Source organism: Treponema denticola ATCC 35405, assembly GCF_000008185.1.
GTDB classification, from domain to species: Bacteria; Spirochaetota; Spirochaetia; order Treponematales; family Treponemataceae; genus Treponema_B; species Treponema_B denticola.
The window spans coordinates 2,766,538-2,784,265 of sequence record NC_002967.9 but is presented as its reverse complement, the minus strand read 5'-3'; the positions used below and the strand labels follow the sequence as shown (position 1 = coordinate 2,784,265).

The window sequence follows — 17,728 nt, the reverse complement described above, 5'->3', positions numbered from 1 at the left end:
GTATAAATGATTAGTGATGGACAGAAGATAAAGGCTTTAAGTAATACTCCTCTTTTTGCAGGATGGGATGAGGTTTACTTAAAAGACATAGCCGATATGGTAGGAATAGACAGCTATCAAAAAGGCGATATTATTTTTAAGCAGGATACACGCGGTGACCGATTTTACATTATTGTAGAAGGAAATGTTATAATTTTATCCCCTGAAGATAATTCCGTTCTGGCCGAATTTGTAAGCGGTGAAATGTTCGGTGAGACAGCTATGCTTACTCAGGAAGAACAAAAAGCCATAGCTTCTGCCAATGAAAACTCTATCATCCTCTCTTTCCCTAAAGACGGAATTCCCATGGAAGAGGTTTTTAAGGATAATCCCGTAACTTATGCTCAACTGCTAAAATCGTTTTTGGTCATGGTTTCTCGTAGGACTCGAAAGGCTAACTCTTTAATAAAAGAAAACTCTCCCATTATGCAGGAACTGCAAAAACAGGTTTATGGAGATAAGCTTACGGGACTTTTAAATAAGGCCTATCTTGAAGAAAATATTGCGGACTTTATGAAAGGCTCTTTTTCTCTTATTATGATGAAGCCCGATAATTTTAAGGCTATTAACGACACCTACGGTCACGAAAAGGGAGATGCCTGTCTTACCTTTATAGGCAATCACTTGAGCCATTTTTTAGATACGGATTCCGTTTTAATCCGTTATCAGGGAAACGAATTTGCCGTTTTAACGCCTGATCAGGGTAGGGATGGGGCTGCAAGTTTAGCGGAAAAGATAAAGGCTGCGCTTGAAAACTTAGATATTTCTCCGGTAGTAAACAGTCCTTTTAAGTTGAGTATGAGTTTAGGCGTTTTATTATATCCCGATACGAAGATTGAAAAAACGGAATTTATAAAACAATGCTCCGAAATGCCCCTTATCGGACGAGCCCGCGGAGGCTCCCAAATTCTCTTTGAGGAGGATATAAATGAATAGCTCAAAACAAAGATGGCTTGAAATTTTACAAAAAGCACGGCTTTTTGCTCATCTTTCGATAAAAGAAATAGAAGTCTTGGCTGAAGCTATGTTTTATTCCGAATTTGAAGCGGGCCAAGCCTTGGTTTATGAAGGTGAATCGGGCAATGAGCTTTTTATCATTGTAAAAGGTACTATTTCCGTTTCGGTAAAATCCGAAGGGAAAGAAATTGAACTTGTCCGTCTTGGAGCGGGAGATTTTTTCGGTGAAATGGCTATGCTCGAACAAGAGCACCGTTCGGCAACCTGCAAGGCTGTAGAATCCACCTCCTGCCTTGTTTTAAAATCTCAAGATTTTTCTTCCCTTATTATAGACCAACCGAAAATCGCTTCAACGGTTTTGTACAATATGCTTAAAATCACCGGCGGACGTTTAAGTAAGACGGACGGCCTCTTATCGCAGATAATCCGATGGGGTGATGATGCAAAAAGAAGAGCCATTACCGACGAGTTTACAGGACTTTATAATAGAAGATATTTAGATGAGTCCTTTGAAAGCCTTCTTAAACGCTGTGTCCGTCAGCACATCGGTGTAAGTTTTGCTATGGTGGATATCGATCACTTTGGCCAGCTTAACAGAGATTATGGAGCCGTCTTTTGCGACAAGGTCCTGCTGGCCATTGTCGAAGTTTTTAAACGTAATTTTGATACCGACGATATTTTAATCCGGTACGGAGGGGATGAGTTTTCCTTTATTATCAGAGGAATGTTGGAAAGAGCCGAATATCAGTGCAAAAGAGTATGTACCGAAGTTAATGCTTTAACCTTTCAAGAGCATCCCGAGTTACGAGTATCATGCTCAATCGGCCTTGCCGTATATGACGAAAAGATGACTACACCAGAACTCTTAAAATTTTCCGATACAGCCCTTTATTCCGCTAAAGAGGGCGGCAGAAACAGGGTCTTTGTTTATAAAAAATAGGCACGGTTTAAGATTATTGTTAAAATAGCCGAATCTTCCCCTATTGTAATTTTCCTCAACAAGTGATAAAGTAAGCCAAGTAACATTTTTTTATATTCTTTTTGGAGGCAAAATGAATTATCTTGAATCGAATAACCTCGCAATCATTGCTTGTCCAGGTGGCGAAGAGTTTGCAAATTTAACGATTAAGAATCTGAAGCATATCTATGCCCGTAAGCTGTACCAGCAAAGCGAAAAGTTAGCAAAGAGGTACAACACCTCCTCTGAGGATATGATTCAAAAGTTTAACTTTTATAGCGATTTATTTGCCGGCAGAATGTCGGTAAACAAAGATACAAATAAAATCCACGTACCCAAATTCAAGGTAGATGCCCGTTTTACATATTTTATGAATGGGGAGTTTAAAACCGAGCTCCTCGAAACAGTCCGCGGAAAAGATGTCTATATTTTTCAGGATGTTGAAAACAAGCAGGAAATTACCATCAATGAGGGAAAAAACAAGGAGGTCTTTTCCGTAAACGATCATCTTATGTCCCTCATCGTAACCATAGATGCTGTCCGTCATGCAGGAGCAGGGAGAATATCCTTAGTTCTTCCGGTTTATCCTTACAGCCGCCAGCACAAAAAAAAGGGAAGAGAAGGCTTGACTGCCAGCTTGCTTGGGCATATTTACGAAGACCTTGATGTGGAGCAAATTATAACCCTCGATATTCACTCCCGCGAAATTGAAAATTCCTTCCATTCTGCACGCTTACAAAACCTTCATGCAAGTTATCAGATTATACGTGAGCTTACAAGAATACTCGATTTAAGTGCCGATTCGGAAGAACAATTTGTAGTTGTTTCTCCGGACTCCGGAGCTGTAGACCGAAATAAGTTCTATTCGTCGGGCTTACAAAAACCCCTCGCCATGATTTATAAAGAAAGAGATTATTCCGTTGTTACTCAAAATGCAAAGCAGTCGAATATCATAAGCATTAAGCTTTTGGGCGATGTAGAAGGAAAAAATGCCTTTATTGCAGACGATATGTTGGGAACGGGCGGAACTCTTTTAAAGGCTATGGAATTCTTGAAGAGCAAGGGAGCAAAAAAGGTTATAGCCGCCGTAAGTCTTCCTTTCTTTACAGGCGACGCCATTCAGCAATTTGATGAGGCTTATTCCAAGGGGCTTTTTTATAGGGTTATAGGTACGAATGCCGTTTATCATACCGAGCTAAAACAAAAAGAGTGGTATATTGAAACCGATGTATCGGGTCTTTTTGCCCAAGTTATCACGCGCCTTCACGAAAACCTCTCCCTTTCGAGCCTTCTCGACAACAGGGATATAATCGAAAAATTGCTAAAAAACGCTGCAATACCTAAAAAATGATTTTTTGTGCAGCCGTCTTTGACATAGGTACGTCTTCCCTGAAGGGCGCTCTTATAGCCGAAGACGGAAAGGTTTATACGCAAGGCCGTTTATTTTTTCCTCAAAACCTTGAAGCCGAAACATGGCTTATTTCTTTTGAAAACCTTTTTAAACAGTTTTCCGACTTTGCAGAACAAAAAAGCATTAAGATTTGCGGTATCTGTATTTCGGGAAACGGCCCCAGCTTGGTTGCCGTATCCGAAGATTCTGCAGAAAGAGATTTTTTACTTTTGTGGAACAAGGCCTCTTCCAAAGCTTCGAATGAGAACTCTAACAAAAATTCGAATGAAAATTCCATGAAAAAAAGTCCTCTTTACGGTAAATCCATCTTTTTACCTCGTTTGGATTTTTTCCGAAATTCTTATCCCAAAATATTTCAATCTGCAAAATATATTTTATCGGGCCCAGAGTATTTAATTTATAAACTTACAAAAACGAAGGTAACGGTTTTGCCCGAAGAACGCTATGTGCCCGCTTATTGGACTGATGAAGAATTAAAAGCCTTATCCATACCGAAAAATAAACTTGCCCCATTTGTTCCGCTGGGAGAAGATTGCGGTCTTTACCGAAACATTCCCGTTTTTGCAGGCCCTCCCGATTTTATAGCTGCCCTCATTGGAACAAACACATTGAAGCCGGGAACTGCCTGCGATAGGGCCGGCTCAAGCGAGGGAATAAATATCTGTCTTGAAGCTCCTCCGGAAAGCTCCAAGTTGAAGGGCTTACGCCTTCTTCCGTCTCCGATTCCGAACCTTTGGAACATATCCTACCTAATAGAAAATTCGGGGAATGTTTTTTATGAGTATATAAAAAAGCACGGAGGCAATTTTATGGACTTTGACGCTTTTGTGCATAATATAAATACTAAAACCGCACATAAACAAAATGAAGCGGAAGGAAGATCTATAATGGAAGCCCTTGCTTTTAAGGTAAAAGCGGGTATGGATTTACTTGAAAAGGCCGCAGGCTTCCGTCCCATATATACAATCTCAGGAGGGCAGGCCAATAATAAACTTTGGCGGGACTTAAAGGCCGAAATCACCGGCAGAGAATTCAAGGTGTTGCAAATAGCCGATGCCGAGCTTTTGGGCAATGCCGCGATAACTTTTACTTCTCTTAAAACCTATAGCTTGATAAGTGAGGCGGCCTCTGTAATTGTTTGGTAATTTGAACTTCGCTTTCCCCTAACTTGAACTGTCCCCTCTAAAAGTGTATAATGGCAGGCTATGCAAGAATCTAAACCGCTTATAATTCAAGGAGACCGCTCCATTCTTTTGGATATTCACGACCCGGAAGCCAATGAGGCTCGTTTTGCCCTTATTCCTTTTGCGGAGCTTGAAAAGTCGCCTGAACATCTCCATACTTACAGGCTGACCCCCCTCTCGCTCTGGAATGCGGCAGGTGTCGGGCTTTCAGCCGATTCTATTATGAAAACCCTCACAGGCTTTTCCCGCTTTAAGGTTCCCGATTCTATCTTGGTTTGGATGAAAGAGACGATGGGCCGCTACGGTAAAATAAAGCTCCTCCCCCTTGAAAAGCCTCAAGAAGAAAAAAATGGAGCTGAGGAGAAGACCGATGTTGAAGAAAGCGGCGAAAATCAAGCTGATGGAATAAGGCACGAAACTCCCGATGCGGAATTTTTGCGCCTTAAACCTGAAAATGCTCTTATCTTTAAGGAATTAAAAAGCAGCAAGATTCTTTTAAAATATTTAATAGAAGATCCCGATGAGGAAAATTCTTTTTTGATTTCCCTTTTAAACAGGGGAACTGTAAAGCAGGCTCTTTTAAAACAGGGCTGGCCCGTGCAGGATGAGGTTCCCCTCCGTGACGGAGAGCCCTTGGATATTTCCCTAAAAGAAAAGACTTCAAGCGGTGCCGAATTTGAAATAAGAGATTATCAGCGGGATGCGGCCTCTTCCTTTGTCGGTGATAAGTCGGCAGGAACCGGCTTCGGCACAATTGTTCTTCCCTGCGGCTCGGGAAAAACCATAGTCGGAATGCTTACGATGAGCCTTCTTAAAACAAGCACCCTTATTCTAACTCCCAATGTTGCTGCCGTTTATCAGTGGAGACGGGAACTTTTGGATAAGACAAACATAAAAGATGAGGATATAGGCTTATATACGGGCGAGGTAAAGGAAATAAGGCCTGTTACGATAGCGACTTATCAGGTGCTTACTTGGAGGCCCAACACCGATGCGGCCTTCCCTCATTTTAAGATTTTTAGAGAGAGGGCTTGGGGGCTTATCATCTACGATGAGGTTCACCTATTACCGGCTCCGGTTTTTAGAATTACGGCAGAGCTTCAAGTTATAAGAAGACTCGGGCTTACTGCGACCCTTGTGAGAGAGGACGGCTGTGAGGGCGATGTTTTCAGCCTTGTCGGCCCTAAGCGGTTCGATGTGCCCTGGAAGGACCTTGAACAAAAGGGCTGGATAGCAAAAGCTTATTGTACCGAAATCAGGGTAAACATTGCTCCTTCAAAAGAGATAGAATACGCAGTGGGTACCACTCGCGAAAAGCACCGCATTGCAAGCGAGAACCCTGCAAAGCTCGAAATAGTAAAAAAACTTTTGACCAAGCACAAGGAAAATCAAATTCTTATAATCGGGCAATACTTGTCCCAGCTAGAAGCGATTGCAAAAGAAATAAATGCTCCTCTGATCACGGGGAAAAATACAAATGCCGAGCGGGAGCTTTTGTATGATTCATTTAGAAAGGGAGAGATAAACGTTTTGGTGGTTTCTAAGGTTGCAAACTTTGCGATTGATCTGCCTGATGCTTCGGTAGCTATTCAGGTTTCGGGCGTTTTCGGCAGCCGGCAAGAAGAGGCTCAGCGTTTGGGCCGAATCTTGAGGCCTAAAGAATGTGATTCCCATTTTTACAGCATTGTAACCCGCCAAACTATAGAAGAGGGCTTCGCCGAAAAGCGTCAAAAATTTTTAGCAGAGCAGGGTTATGACTACTCGATTCTTACCGAAGCCGAATTGGATAAATAAATGAATATTGTTTTGTTTTCAGATGATGATTGTGCAGCTCCCGATTGTATAAACGATGGCTGTGTTTTTTATAAACACGATAAAAGCATAAACAACTGCTTTGTCTTTTACAAAAATGATGAACGCTATCTTCACATAAAAAAGATTCTGAACTTAAAAGAAGGCGATGTTTTTAAGGCCGGAATCATAAACGGAAAAATAGGCGAAGCTCAGATCTCTCACCTTTCAGAAGAAAAAATCGTTTTTTCTTTTTGCCCGAATCCGCCCGATAAAGGCATTGCTGATAATGGTGCAGATAAAGTTGAGACGAGACCTCTGCCCCTTCCGCCCATAAAAATAATTCTGGGCTTTCCCCGCCCCATTCAGTTGAGGCGTATCCTTCGGGATGCGGCAAGTTTGGGCTTTGCCGAAATCGTACTATGCGGTACCGACTTGGGAGAGCGTTCCTATTTAAAATCGAACCTTTCAAGCCCCGAAGAAATAAAAAAATATCTTTTAGACGGTATCTCGCAAGCCGGCCAGACCATGCTACCGGCCTTTTCTTTTTGCAATTCGGTAAAAGAAGCCTTAAAAGATTTAAAGGCCGCCTCGTTCAAAGGCAGTAAGGTGCTCCTCGACATAGGAGATTTTCCTTCTCTTTCAACATTTAGAATGACAAAGGGTGAAAGTGTTCTTATCACAATTGGAAGCGAAAGAGGTTGGACTCAAAATGAAAGGGATGTCTTTTTTTCCGAAGGCTTTATTCCTTATTCTATGGGAAAACGCATTTTACGAACCGAAACCGCCCTTACTTCTGCCCTGTCCGTTCTCCTTGCAAACAACGGTTTTTGGGAATAGATGGTAATCTTTATAGAGCTTCTACTTCTTTAATGCTTAAACCTGTGACTTTTGCGATATTTTCTATAGGGAAATTCATTGCAAGCAGGTTTTTTGCCGTTTCGAGTGCTTTTTGGTAAACCCCTTTATCAATACCACGCTCAAGGCCTTGTTGTATTCCCTCTTCAATGCCCTGTCGATAACCTTCACTTATACATGATGCCCTGTCATGTTCATATTTCATTCGAGAGTCATAAAGCCATTTATCTCTAGGACTCATTTCCATTAATTCTATCGTTGTATTTGCCTTTCTCATCATCGGCGATTCTTGTTCTAACATTTCCCGCACCTCCGGATTATCAGTTTCAATAAATTTCAGCCAGTTTAATAAGCGTTTAGCTTTATTATCTTTAAATTGACATTCTTTTGAGAGCTTTGCCTTTTCAAGGTTCAATATATGAATCTCAAGTTTTGAAACTAAAGGCTCTTTTGTGTCTTGTTCAAGAACAAGGTACTTATTGTGCAAACGCTTATTTTTATTAAAGCCTTTTCCTATCAAGTTTATTGTAATACACTTTGGCAGTTTTGTATAGTCTTGACCTTGTTTTATGTTTTCGTTGTACATTTTAGACCAATAATACAGGGTTCTTTCAGGAAAATCAAAATGCCAGTTGTTTTGAATTTCTATATCTATAAAAGTTCCATCTCTTAGCCTTAACTTGATGTCCAAAACACCGAGCTTTTCACTTAAAAGTTCCTTATGAAACTCCTTATCCAAAAGTTCCAAGCCCGCGATTGTTTCAGGCGGAATGTCTAAGATACATTCCAATAAATCCTGTAGTACATCCTTGTTTTCCTCCACCCCGAAGACACGCTTAAAAGCATAGTCATTGCGGAGGGTGATTTTAAATAGTTGCTTCATTTTTCAACTCCCATAATTTTTTTAAAAAGAGAAAAACTTTTCCCCTTTCATAATTATTATAGAAATTGTTTGCAATAAATAGTAAAATTTAGTAGATTCAACTTCACTTAAGGCCATCTTCCGCCCCTATATTTTTTCCTAAAAATATGATATACTCCCTAAAATATCGTTCGGAGGGTATCATATGGAATTGAAAGAAAACAAGTTTGAACAAATAAAATATTTATTATCCGAAAAACGGTATATTGAAGTACAGCGGACATTGGCCGAGCTAAACGAAGTCGATATAGCCGAATTCCTTGAAACCGAATCCGCACAAAATGCCATTCTTATGTTCCGAATGCTGCCTAAAAGCATGGCGGCCGAAGTTTTTACTCTTTTACCCACGGAACAGCAAAGCCGTTTTATAGCCGCAGCTACCGATAAGGAGCTGGTTTCAATATTGGACGAAATCTTCTTGGACGATATGGTAGACATTGTTGAAGAAATGCCTGCAAATGTTGTTAAAAAAATCCTAAAAAATACCGGCAGTGAAGAGCGTATGCTCATCAATCAGTTCCTAAAGTATCCTAAAGACTCGGCCGGAAGTCTTATGACTATCGAGTACGTAGACTTAAAAAAAACTATGACCGTAAAGCAGGCCCTTGATTATATCCGCAAGATAGGTTTGGAAAGTGAAACCATTTACACGTGTTATGTTACCGATAAAAATAGAGTCCTTGAAGGTTTTATTTCTCTTAAAGAATTGGTGCTTGCTGATGAGGATAAAAAGATTGAACAGATTTTTAATAGAGAGTATATATGTGTAAACACCCATGATGATCAGGAAAAGGTTGCCTTCACTTTTAAGAAATACGGCTTTTTGGCTCTCCCCGTTGTCGATAACGAAAACCGCCTCATCGGTATTATTACCGTCGACGACATAATGGATGTTATGGAGCAGGAGGCTACCGAAGACTTTCAGAGGATGGCCGCTATGCAGCCTAACGAAGAAACCTACCTTGAAACGGGAATCTTTAAACTTGCAAAACACCGAATAGGCTGGCTTCTTTTACTAATGGTATCCGAAACATTTACCGGAACTATAATCGAACGCTACACCCATTTGGTTGCCTCAATGACTATTTTGACCGCCTTTATTCCTATGTTGATGGACACAGGCGGTAATTCCGGCAGTCAATCTTCAACCTTGATTATCCGAGGTTTGGCTACGGGAGAAATCGACTTAAAGGATTGGAAAAAGGTTTTTTTTAAGGAGTTGGGCATTGCCGTGTTGGTGGGCTTTACCTTAGGCCTTTTCAGTTTTTTAAAATCGGTCTTCCTTGGGGGGAGAAATCCTATGATAGCCCTTACTGTGGGTGCAACCCTCGTTGCAACCGTAACTGTAGCAAAGATTACCGGCGGGCTTCTCCCCATTATGGCAAAAAAATTAAAACTCGACCCTGCGATTATGGCCGGCCCCCTGATTACAACTATTGTAGATACCGTAAGTTTGATTATCTATTTTAAGATAGCTTCAGTTTTGTGTGCAGGAATGTTTTAAGCCTATGAGTTTTTTAAGAAATCTGCGATATAAAAAACTTTCTCAAAATGCAAGGGTCGAAGATTTGATAAAGGAAACCTTCCGCAAAACTATTCATCTTTGTGCAGCCCTTGTTCCTCTCGTTGCAAGATACTTTTTCTATCCCACAGTTATAGCCCTGTCCGCCATAACCTTTTTTTATGTTATCTTTGAAATTTTAAGATTAAAGGGCTATCAGATTTTTATGATTTCAAACATCACCGGCTTTGCTGCACGAGAGAGGGATAAGGGGAAATTTGTGCTGGGCCCCGTAACTCTTTCGATAGGCGTTATAAGCACCCTCCTTATCTTTCCGTTTAAGGAAGCAAGTATAGGGATTATGGCTTTGGCCCTCGGAGACGGTCTTGCAAGCCTTGTCGGAAAATTCTGGGGAAGACAGCATCTGAATATTTCCAAGGATAAAACAATAGCGGGAAGTATAGCCTGTTTTACGGCGGTTTTTATTTCTACCATTGCAATAAGCAGGAGTTTTATAAAAAGCTTTTTTATAGCAGCCATTGCAACGGGAACGGAAGCTCTCCCCTTAAAAGACTTTGACAATATACTGATACCTCTGGTGTGTGCAGGGGCTGCCTTAATATTGGCTGTTTAAGGTAGAGGCTATATAAATGTTAGCCTAAGGCTATCTTTAGGATTTCTTCAGGGCTTGAGATTATTGCATCAGCTCCGGCTTGTTCCAATTCAGGGCGTTTTCTAAAACCCCATAAAACACCGATTGTAAAAAGGCCTGCATTTTTTCCGGTTTGAACATCCGTTGCCGTGTCTCCTATGTAAAGAAAGTCTTTTTTTTCGAGCTTGAGCATTTTTAAAATTTCGTAGACACCTGCAGGGTCAGGTTTTAAGGCCACCGAATCCCGGGCTCCTAAGATACATGAAAAAGTGTTCTCGCCGAAGATTGTCTTAACAACCTTTTCTGTTGTGGGATGAGGCTTGTTTGAAAGCACATTTACGGAAATTCCGTTTTTTATTAAATCCGCTAAAAGCTTTTTAATTCCCGGATAGGCCTCGCATAGATAAACGGGATCGGCATCATAGGCGGCATTATATTCTGTAAGAATTTTTTCTTCCAAATCTTTATCGTTTTTTCCTGCACGTTCAAGAACTCTTTGTACAAGTTTTCTCGCACCGTTGCCTGTTAAGATTTTAAATTCTTCCGCATCTACAGGCGGTATACCGTATTTTGCTGTTTCAGCATTTAAAAAATGAGCTATCGAATAAAGGGAGTTGGTTAAGGTCCCGTCCAAATCAAAAATACATGCTTTTTTCATAAGGCCTCTATTCTAACAAAAATCAAAAATCTATTCAAGCTAAAAGATGTTATGCATAAAAATTAATTTTATGATAAAAAGGTATTGAACAAGGCTTTTCCGAAGGTTCATACCAAACAAAGCTTGAAACGGCAAAGCTGATGCGTATGCATAATTACCCGATTGCAGAAATTTGTACAATGACCGGCCTTTCCAAAGAAGAAGTGGAAGCGCTGAATTAATTGATAATTTAAGAAATTACCCATTAAAAATCTCCCCCAAAACGTTGAAATCCGCCGGAAAGCGGGTTATAATAACTATATCAGACATCTTAGTCAGCCCGCAAATCCTTAAGCCGATTAAAACAACTTTGACAGGAGGAGTCTATGAAGTTTAGAATAAACAAAATGAAGGGAACCGCGGCGCTCATCACAGCCGCATTCATCGTACTTACCGCAGCACTGGTCTTTACCGCATGCCCCAACAGCGCGGGCGGCGGAGGCGGGGGCGGCTCTACCGTCAGCATCACCGTAAGAGGCGATGAGCACATAAACCTGCCGTCGAAGCCGGTTGCGGTACGGGCAGGTGCCAAGTGGGCGGAAGTTCAGTTAACGGTTAAAAGCAAGGTCAGCGCCAAGCCGAACTTTTTGATTGACTCGTGGCATTTGGGCACTGACGAAAGCGCACCGGAACTGAAAGACACGGATACTTTTTATACGAACGCAGTCGTGTTCGTCAAATCGCGGCCGGACTTGCCCGATCTTTCAAGTATACAGGGCACGGGCGATCAAGTCAAAATCACTTTAGCCGTAACGCTTGAAGAAGGAGGCGCCATACTGGGGCCGAAGTCGATCAGCGTCAACAAGGGAACCCGTTGGAATTCGGTTCTTAAAACCTATGCCAAAGCTGCGCTCAAAGTGAAATACGGCTTTCAGTGTAACGGGTGGAAAAAGAACGGCAATACGGTGAACGATACCTACACCTTCGATGACGACACAACCATCTTTGCAGAGCTGGAAGACATGCGCATTAACATCACCGTAAAGGGCGACAGCAACGTGAGCGTACCGGACAGCACGCCGCTTGTTGTGCTGAGCGGAAGAAAGTGGCAGGACATAAAAGAGTTGGCCGCAGGCAGGATACAGGTCAGCGATCCTTCAAACATTGCCGTAACCGCATGGCATCGGGGAGAAAGCGCAAGCGCTCCCGTGTTGACCGACGAATACGAGTTCAAAAAAGCCGAGGGGCAAAACCGCACTGTCTATGCCAAAACGGGCGACCGGCGCATCACGCTTACCGTTACATACGGTTCAGGCTCGGGTACACCGGCGACCGCCGGTACTATCACCATATACGACGGTGATGAGTGGCACAACGTACAAAAGCAGGTTGCACCGCTGGTAAGCGTTCCCGAAGACCACTCCATACACTGGTATTTGGATAATGCAGGCGGGGAGCTTATAAACTTTTTCTATACGTTTAAAGCGAGCGACGGGAATGCGCGCACGGTGTATGCCAGAGTGTCGCCGCCCATACAGCTTACCGTTACATACGGCAGGGTTACGGGGGCAACGGTAACGATCGGCACCGTCACTACACACCACCGCAGGCTATGGTACTCCGTACAAAATGAGATTAAGTATAAGTATCCTCTTTTGTCCAATACGGAGGTGGAATGGCATTGGAATGATAAAAACGGAGCGCTTATAAGCGATACCTATGAGTTCGATGCCGGCAACGTGCCGTCGAACACGGTGTATGCGTTTGTCAGACCTAAAATAATTACGTATTACGGCGGACTGAGGTATATCGCACCGATAGGCTCTAACGGTTCGTATGAAGATTACAATATGAAAAAGATAGACGCGGTAACGGACGGCTATGTCGGAGGCGATGCCTACCACTACGTCTACAACGATCCGCATAAGGTCAGTTTAACCGCCTATCGGATAGGCACAACGGAAGTTACGCAAGAGTTGTATGAGCTGGTAATGGCACACAATCCGAGTTACTTTCAGGGCAGCTCACATCCGACTGCATCAGGCGAGAGCCAAGAAAAGCGCCCGGTAGAACAGGTAAGCTGGTTTGATGCGATAGCTTTTTGCAACGAGCTTACGCGCTGTTGTTACTCTTTGGGAGAAGCGCAATGCGTGTATACCTATAACGGGCATACCTACACGGTAGAAGATGCACAGGCACACAATGTGCCCGTCATGGATATGAGCAAAAAAGGCTTCCGCTTGCCGACCCAAGCCGAATGGGAGTGGGCTGCCCAAAGCGGCACTGCATGGCAGAAATGGGCGGGCACTAACGACGAAGACAAACTTTCATACTACGCGTGGTACGATGCGAACGAATACGGCAGAACGCACCAAGCGGGACGTAAAAAGGCAAACCCGTTCGGTCTTTTTGACATGTCGGGCAACGTAAGCGAATGGTGCTGGGATTGGTGGATCCAGACTACGCCTGAGGGCGGTACCGATCCTGTCGGGCCGCTTTCGGGCACTAATCGCACCACCTGCGGCGGCGGTTATTCTTTCTTCGACTCTGCGTGTTGTTGTGCGTATCGCGGCCTTGAAGAACCCGACAAGAACAAGGATACTACCGGCTTTCGCATAGTGTGCAGGTATGAGTTTTAGGCTTTCCGCCTAAAACATCGCACGCGTGGAACCACCGCACATCCTGTGCGGTTAAGCCAAAAGCGGGCAGGATGTCTGCCTTACGGCAAACATCGCGTGTCGGTATGGGAATTGCACCTCCGTGTGCAATTTTCATACCGAGTTTGTCTTCGCCAAACTCGCAAGACTTATGACGTTTTTTTTGCCGTCCGTGACAGGACACCGCTAAGGATAGGTTTACCGTGGAGTAATGGATTATTGGATTCATTACTAATTAATAACCGCTACTTCCATAGACCATGTTTTTTGTGTATGATAAGCCCATGGGTAAAAAATTTGAAAAAGAATTGCCGGTTTGCGGTTTTGAAAGCTGTCTTGCTTTGGCAAAACATCATCCCGAAAAAATCTCCCGCCTGTTTTTTTCGGAAAAAAGAGCAAAACAGTTCGGCGAGGTTTGTAAGTATTTGGCTTCCAATAAAAGGTTATATAGAATAGTTTCCGATGATGAATTGGAAAAGCTCTCGGAATCGGTGCATCATCAGGGTGTAACAGCGATGATCTTTGAGCCTGAAATTCCTGTTTTAGAGCATGAAGAAATAAACCTTTGGGCTCAAAATAAGGAACACGTTTTAATGCTCGATGAAATAGGAAATGCAAACAACTTGGGAGCAATAATAAGAAGTGCCGCTTTTTTCGGTATAGAAAATATAGTTTTAACAAAGGAAGATAAACAGGCCTCGATTACCACCTCGGCTTATAGGGTAGCGCAGGGCGGAATGGAATTTGTAAAAATCTTTAAGGTTTCATCGACGGCTTGGTTTTTGCGCCAGTGCCGAGGACGGCTTACCTGTATAGGCACGGACTTAAGAGCTCACCACGAAATAGCCGACCTTGGAAGATTGATTGAAAAAGATGAAGCTTGCGTGATTGTCTTAGGAAATGAAGAGAGGGGAATCAGCGAAGAAGCAAAAAAGCTTTGTGTCCACCTTATAAAAATAAAGGGAAGCGGCAATGTGGAAAGCTTAAATGTCGCTCAAGCCGCAACCCTTTTTTGCCATAGTCTTAGTGCAACAAACCCTCGATCTTTTTAATTACATATTCTTTTAAGGGGAGACCAGCAATCTTAATATCTTTTGGGTCTTCATAATTCGGAATAAGTTTAAAAAAGTTAATATAAATTTTATTTCCTTTAATATAAAATTCTTCTGCATGGGCAGGAATAAAGATGAGCTCGATCTCATCGAATTTCGTCGAAGTCTTGTACTTTTCCGTAAGTTCTGCAAGGTTTAAGGTTTTAATCGGAGCCATCATATTGTGCATGGTCTGCAAGTCTTCCAAAATCCACATATTGTTATTCCAAAAACGGCTTTCGCTCAAGGTGCGGTTATTCAGTTTTTCCCTATTGGAAATTGCAGACATAACCCTGCGGACGGAATCTTTCGAAAAGTCGTCACTGTAAACGACTTCCATCTGAGGCTTTTCGGCAATACTCATAAAGTAATCGTCTCCCATCTTATCCTTTGAGGCTACGCTTTCCCAAAAGAAAATCATCATTTCCAAAACGTCAAAATCAATCTTTATATTTTTCATAAAGAAACCTCCATAAGTTTTAACCGCTTAGAGTTTACACCTATTACCGTTTTTTTTCAATGAGTAACAGTTAAAAGCCGACACAAAAGTTATGACCTATAATTTTCCGACTTCTTCTTTAGAAAGCCCTGTGATTGTATAAATATCTTCAAGCGGATAATTCATGTTTTTCATGATTTTTGCCGTTTCAAGTGCTTTTTGATGTGAGCCTTCAGCTCGGCCTTCAGCCAACCCTTCTGCTAATCCTATACTTCTTCCTTTTTCCCGCCCTTCGGCCAAGCCCTCTCTCCTGGCTGCACTGCGTTCATCTTCCACATACATCCGGTATTTTTCATCAGAGAGTTCTATTGCCATTCGCCTCTCTTCATCAGTTACCCTAAAGAGTGTTGCTTCTGCCATTTTTATACCCTCCTCTAGTCTACACAATTCTTCCAACATTCCGCTTTTTTTGTCTTCTTCATAGTTGGCTAAAAATCTTATCCAAAAGTCTTTTAAGCTATACTCTTCCAATCTCTTTTTCATAGTATAAACTATTAGCTCGTTTAATTCAACATAAAGATATTGAATTATTGAGCTCTCAGACATCTTTACAAGCTCTGCGCTTTTAGGAACATCGCAGCCGAAAACGGAAAGACTTATGGCGTACAAAAAGTCGTCTTCTTTGGGCTCCGTCTTTAAAAAGCGGGAAGCTAGACGCATAAGGTATAGTTGACTTCTGCGATGATAATTTGTTTTCCAAAACTGCTGCATCTCAAGGTCTACGATAAGGCCGTTGTCGGTTCTAATCAGAAAATCCAGGCGGTAAGTTTCTCCCGAAGGCCTATCGCGAATAAGCTCGGTGTTTATGATTTCTGCCTTATTGATTTTACCGTAAGAATCTTCCAAAAAAGCGTTTAAAAAGCTTATAAGAGCCTTGTTGCCTTCTTCACCTTTGGAAAACATCAACTTAAAAACCCAATCGGTTTTGGGGTTTAAAATAGTTTGTTCATTTGACATAACTTTTCTCCTTAATAATAATTAATCAATGGTTAGGATAAAGCAAAAAATTCTTTTATGCCTTATCATTATTATTGTAGGATTTTATTTCATTTAAGAGTAAAATTTAAAAAAAAATTATTTTTTAATTCCTGAAACCCACTTGGTGTTCAATATCAAGATAACTGCAACAAGGCCGGCAGTGATGTTTGAAAAAAGGTTTCCCCAATATATCGAATAGTAGGAGAGATATCTTTCGGTTGCAAGAATGAAAATATAGCGTAAAAGCCAGATACGCAAAACACCCAGCATTAACGGAATTTTCGTTTTGCCGAGACCTATAAAGGCTCCTTGAACTGTCATACAGACGCCGAAACCTATGACCGAGTAGGTATAAATATGCAGGGCTGCAACGGCAATGTCGCCGATTTCGGGTATTTCCGGCTTAAACATCGATACGAGATAGGCGGAAGAAGGCACGATAATGGCAATCAGCACCGCTCCGCTTATAGCACTTGTAATACAGCCTAAAAGACAGGCTCTTTTTGCTTTTTTAGGATTTCCGGAACCTATGTTCATGCTGACCATAGTTGTAACGGCAGCACTAAAACAGCCGGGGATATTAAAACAAATTGTCGAAATATTGCTTGCGATACTTTGTCCGTTTAAAATAACAGCTCCGTATGGCTCCATTTCGTTATTTATAAGAAAAAAGCCGAGAAAAACAAAGGCATAATTAAGCATTGCGGGGAAACCTACGTGTAATAGCTCTTTGAGAGTCGGATAAGAAAACTTAAATTTTTTTAAACTAAGTTTATCGGGGCTCTTTTTTAAAAAGAGATCATAGAACATCCACGCTGCTACTACGAGGTTGGCTAAAAGCGAAGCTAGTACGCAACCGTCTATTTTCATTCTCAAAAGATATAAAAATATAAAGTTTCCGATTATTTTGATTATAAGCATTATAATCATCCTAAAAAAAGGTGCCTCAGGTTTGCCGTTTGCATTTTTTATACCGTTGTATATGGATTCCATGAAGCTGAGAGGCATTACCAAGCAATAAAGAGAAATATACCTAAAAACCAAGGGGGCTATTTCGCTTTTGAGTGTATAGCTTATTATTGTTCCTATTATAAATAGGAGAGGAATTGAAACCAATCCCAACAAAAAGGCAAATACGAAAATTTGTGTTGCCGTTTTTCTACTCTCATCAATATCACCTCGTCCGTTAAGCTGCCCGATAATTGCCGTAGCTCCAACGCTTAAGCCCTGTCCAAGTGCTAAGACAATGGATATAATAGGTTGAGAAAAGCTGACTGCACTGGCTGTTACATGGTCCGTAAGCCTGTTTATAAAAAGGCCATCCGTAAAGGGCATCATAGCCTGCAGCATAGCCATCATTAGAGCCGGTAAAGAAAGAATGATTAGGGTTTTGAGAGGTGAAGCGGTTAAAATAAGCTCGCGCCTTTGTGCTGTGGTTTGTCCTAAAAATTTAAGCTTCATATTCTTTATATTCTACCCTATTATTTAAAAATAGGGAAGATGTATAATTATAAAAAAATATTAAAAATTACTTGATATTATTGACATTTTGTGTGTATATTGTATTGTAGATATATCCATTTTTATCATTTT

16 protein-coding genes are annotated in these 17,728 nt (G+C 41.6%); 10 read left to right on the top strand and 6 right to left on the bottom strand.

Annotated features, from left to right (window positions below; genetic code table 11):
- The first annotated feature begins 6 nt into the window (after window positions 1–6).
- From TDE_RS12830 to TDE_RS12805, 6 genes are all read left to right on the top strand, one after another.
- On the top strand, window positions 7–975 hold the full coding sequence (locus tag TDE_RS12830; protein WP_002680781.1) for a GGDEF domain-containing protein: 969 nt from the start codon (window positions 7–9) through the stop codon (window positions 973–975).
- A complete protein-coding gene (locus tag TDE_RS12825) occupies window positions 968–1,936 on the top strand; it encodes a GGDEF domain-containing protein (RefSeq protein ID WP_002680778.1) in 969 nt (322 codons plus the stop codon). The genes TDE_RS12830 and TDE_RS12825 overlap by 8 nt, the downstream gene beginning before the upstream one ends.
- A 112-nt stretch (window positions 1,937–2,048) precedes the next feature.
- Window positions 2,049–3,305 (top strand): ribose-phosphate pyrophosphokinase, encoded by a 1,257-nt coding sequence (locus TDE_RS12820; RefSeq protein WP_002667047.1) that lies wholly within the window; start codon window positions 2,049–2,051, stop codon window positions 3,303–3,305.
- Entirely contained in the window at window positions 3,302–4,510 is a 1,209-nt protein-coding gene (locus TDE_RS12815; RefSeq protein WP_002680777.1) for an FGGY-family carbohydrate kinase, read from the top strand. Before TDE_RS12820 ends, TDE_RS12815 begins: the two co-directional genes overlap by 4 nt.
- A 60-nt stretch (window positions 4,511–4,570) precedes the next feature.
- The gene (locus tag TDE_RS12810) at window positions 4,571–6,343 is read left to right on the top strand and encodes a DNA repair helicase XPB (protein WP_002680776.1); all 1,773 of its coding nucleotides are present in this window, start codon (window positions 4,571–4,573) and stop codon (window positions 6,341–6,343) included.
- Window positions 6,344–7,180 (top strand): 16S rRNA (uracil(1498)-N(3))-methyltransferase, encoded by an 837-nt coding sequence (locus TDE_RS12805; RefSeq protein WP_002680775.1) that lies wholly within the window; start codon window positions 6,344–6,346, stop codon window positions 7,178–7,180. It begins immediately after the preceding gene.
- Between the two features lie 10 nt (window positions 7,181–7,190).
- On the opposite strand, the gene TDE_RS12800 is transcribed toward TDE_RS12805, so the two are convergent.
- Entirely contained in the window at window positions 7,191–8,081 is an 891-nt protein-coding gene (locus TDE_RS12800; RefSeq protein WP_002680773.1) for an Rpn family recombination-promoting nuclease/putative transposase, read from the bottom strand.
- Window positions 8,082–8,265: 184 nt separating this feature from the next.
- Between TDE_RS12800 and mgtE the strand changes: the two genes are divergently transcribed.
- Window positions 8,266–9,624 carry a magnesium transporter gene (gene mgtE / locus TDE_RS12795; protein ID WP_002680769.1) on the top strand — a complete coding sequence of 453 codons (1,359 nt, stop codon included), beginning with the start codon at window positions 8,266–8,268 and terminating at the stop codon, window positions 9,622–9,624.
- A 4-nt stretch (window positions 9,625–9,628) separates the two neighbouring features.
- On the top strand, window positions 9,629–10,255 hold the full coding sequence (locus TDE_RS12790; protein WP_002680767.1) for a diacylglycerol/polyprenol kinase family protein: 627 nt from the start codon (window positions 9,629–9,631) through the stop codon (window positions 10,253–10,255).
- A 19-nt stretch (window positions 10,256–10,274) separates the two neighbouring features.
- On the opposite strand, the gene TDE_RS12785 is transcribed toward TDE_RS12790, so the two are convergent.
- Window positions 10,275–10,931: an HAD family hydrolase gene (locus TDE_RS12785; RefSeq protein ID WP_002680765.1), complete on the bottom strand. Its 657-nt coding sequence runs from the start codon at window positions 10,929–10,931 to the stop codon at window positions 10,275–10,277.
- Between the two features lie 365 nt (window positions 10,932–11,296).
- Between TDE_RS12785 and TDE_RS12780 the strand changes: the two genes are divergently transcribed.
- Complete coding sequence (locus tag TDE_RS12780; protein WP_002680763.1) at window positions 11,297–13,549, top strand: formylglycine-generating enzyme family protein; 2,253 nt, start codon at window positions 11,297–11,299, stop codon at window positions 13,547–13,549.
- Here the strand turns inward: TDE_RS12780 and TDE_RS12775 are convergent.
- Window positions 13,512–13,685, bottom strand: coding sequence for a hypothetical protein (locus tag TDE_RS12775; protein WP_155116693.1), 174 nt, complete (start codon window positions 13,683–13,685; stop codon window positions 13,512–13,514). The genes TDE_RS12780 and TDE_RS12775 overlap by 38 nt on opposite strands.
- A 166-nt stretch (window positions 13,686–13,851) precedes the next feature.
- Between TDE_RS12775 and TDE_RS12770 the strand changes: the two genes are divergently transcribed.
- A complete protein-coding gene (locus tag TDE_RS12770) occupies window positions 13,852–14,619 on the top strand; it encodes a TrmH family RNA methyltransferase (protein ID WP_010957298.1) in 768 nt (255 codons plus the stop codon).
- Here TDE_RS12770 and TDE_RS12765 read toward each other — a convergent pair.
- From TDE_RS12765 to TDE_RS12755, 3 genes are all read right to left on the bottom strand, one after another.
- On the bottom strand, window positions 14,591–15,118 hold the full coding sequence (locus TDE_RS12765; RefSeq protein WP_002680759.1) for a TDE2712 family protein: 528 nt from the start codon (window positions 15,116–15,118) through the stop codon (window positions 14,591–14,593). The genes TDE_RS12770 and TDE_RS12765 overlap by 29 nt on opposite strands.
- A gap of 96 nt (window positions 15,119–15,214) precedes the next feature.
- Window positions 15,215–16,114, bottom strand: coding sequence for a PD-(D/E)XK nuclease family transposase (locus TDE_RS12760; protein ID WP_010692188.1), 900 nt, complete (start codon window positions 16,112–16,114; stop codon window positions 15,215–15,217).
- A gap of 117 nt (window positions 16,115–16,231) precedes the next feature.
- On the bottom strand, window positions 16,232–17,596 hold the full coding sequence (locus TDE_RS12755; RefSeq protein ID WP_002673471.1) for an MATE family efflux transporter: 1,365 nt from the start codon (window positions 17,594–17,596) through the stop codon (window positions 16,232–16,234).
- Window positions 17,597–17,728: the final 132 nt, after the last annotated feature.

Bases quoted from the DNA above. Each gene is read 5' to 3' on its own strand.
- TDE_RS12830 (WP_002680781.1), top strand. From the start codon at position 7: ATGATTAGTGATGGACAGAAGATAAAGGCTTTAAGTAATACTCCTCTT.
- TDE_RS12825 (WP_002680778.1), top strand. From the start codon at position 968: ATGAATAGCTCAAAACAAAGATGGCTTGAAATTTTACAAAAAGCACGG.
- TDE_RS12820 (WP_002667047.1), top strand. From the start codon at position 2,049: ATGAATTATCTTGAATCGAATAACCTCGCAATCATTGCTTGTCCAGGT.
- TDE_RS12815 (WP_002680777.1), top strand. From the start codon at position 3,302: ATGATTTTTTGTGCAGCCGTCTTTGACATAGGTACGTCTTCCCTGAAG.
- TDE_RS12810 (WP_002680776.1), top strand. From the start codon at position 4,571: ATGCAAGAATCTAAACCGCTTATAATTCAAGGAGACCGCTCCATTCTT.
- TDE_RS12805 (WP_002680775.1), top strand. From the start codon at position 6,344: ATGAATATTGTTTTGTTTTCAGATGATGATTGTGCAGCTCCCGATTGT.
- TDE_RS12800 (WP_002680773.1), bottom strand. From the start codon at position 8,081: ATGAAGCAACTATTTAAAATCACCCTCCGCAATGACTATGCTTTTAAG.
- mgtE (WP_002680769.1), top strand. From the start codon at position 8,266: ATGGAATTGAAAGAAAACAAGTTTGAACAAATAAAATATTTATTATCC.
- TDE_RS12790 (WP_002680767.1), top strand. From the start codon at position 9,629: ATGAGTTTTTTAAGAAATCTGCGATATAAAAAACTTTCTCAAAATGCA.
- TDE_RS12785 (WP_002680765.1), bottom strand. From the start codon at position 10,931: ATGAAAAAAGCATGTATTTTTGATTTGGACGGGACCTTAACCAACTCC.
- TDE_RS12780 (WP_002680763.1), top strand. From the start codon at position 11,297: ATGAAGTTTAGAATAAACAAAATGAAGGGAACCGCGGCGCTCATCACA.
- TDE_RS12775 (WP_155116693.1), bottom strand. From the start codon at position 13,685: ATGAAAATTGCACACGGAGGTGCAATTCCCATACCGACACGCGATGTT.
- TDE_RS12770 (WP_010957298.1), top strand. From the start codon at position 13,852: ATGGGTAAAAAATTTGAAAAAGAATTGCCGGTTTGCGGTTTTGAAAGC.
- TDE_RS12765 (WP_002680759.1), bottom strand. From the start codon at position 15,118: ATGAAAAATATAAAGATTGATTTTGACGTTTTGGAAATGATGATTTTC.
- TDE_RS12760 (WP_010692188.1), bottom strand. From the start codon at position 16,114: ATGTCAAATGAACAAACTATTTTAAACCCCAAAACCGATTGGGTTTTT.
- TDE_RS12755 (WP_002673471.1), bottom strand. From the start codon at position 17,596: ATGAAGCTTAAATTTTTAGGACAAACCACAGCACAAAGGCGCGAGCTT.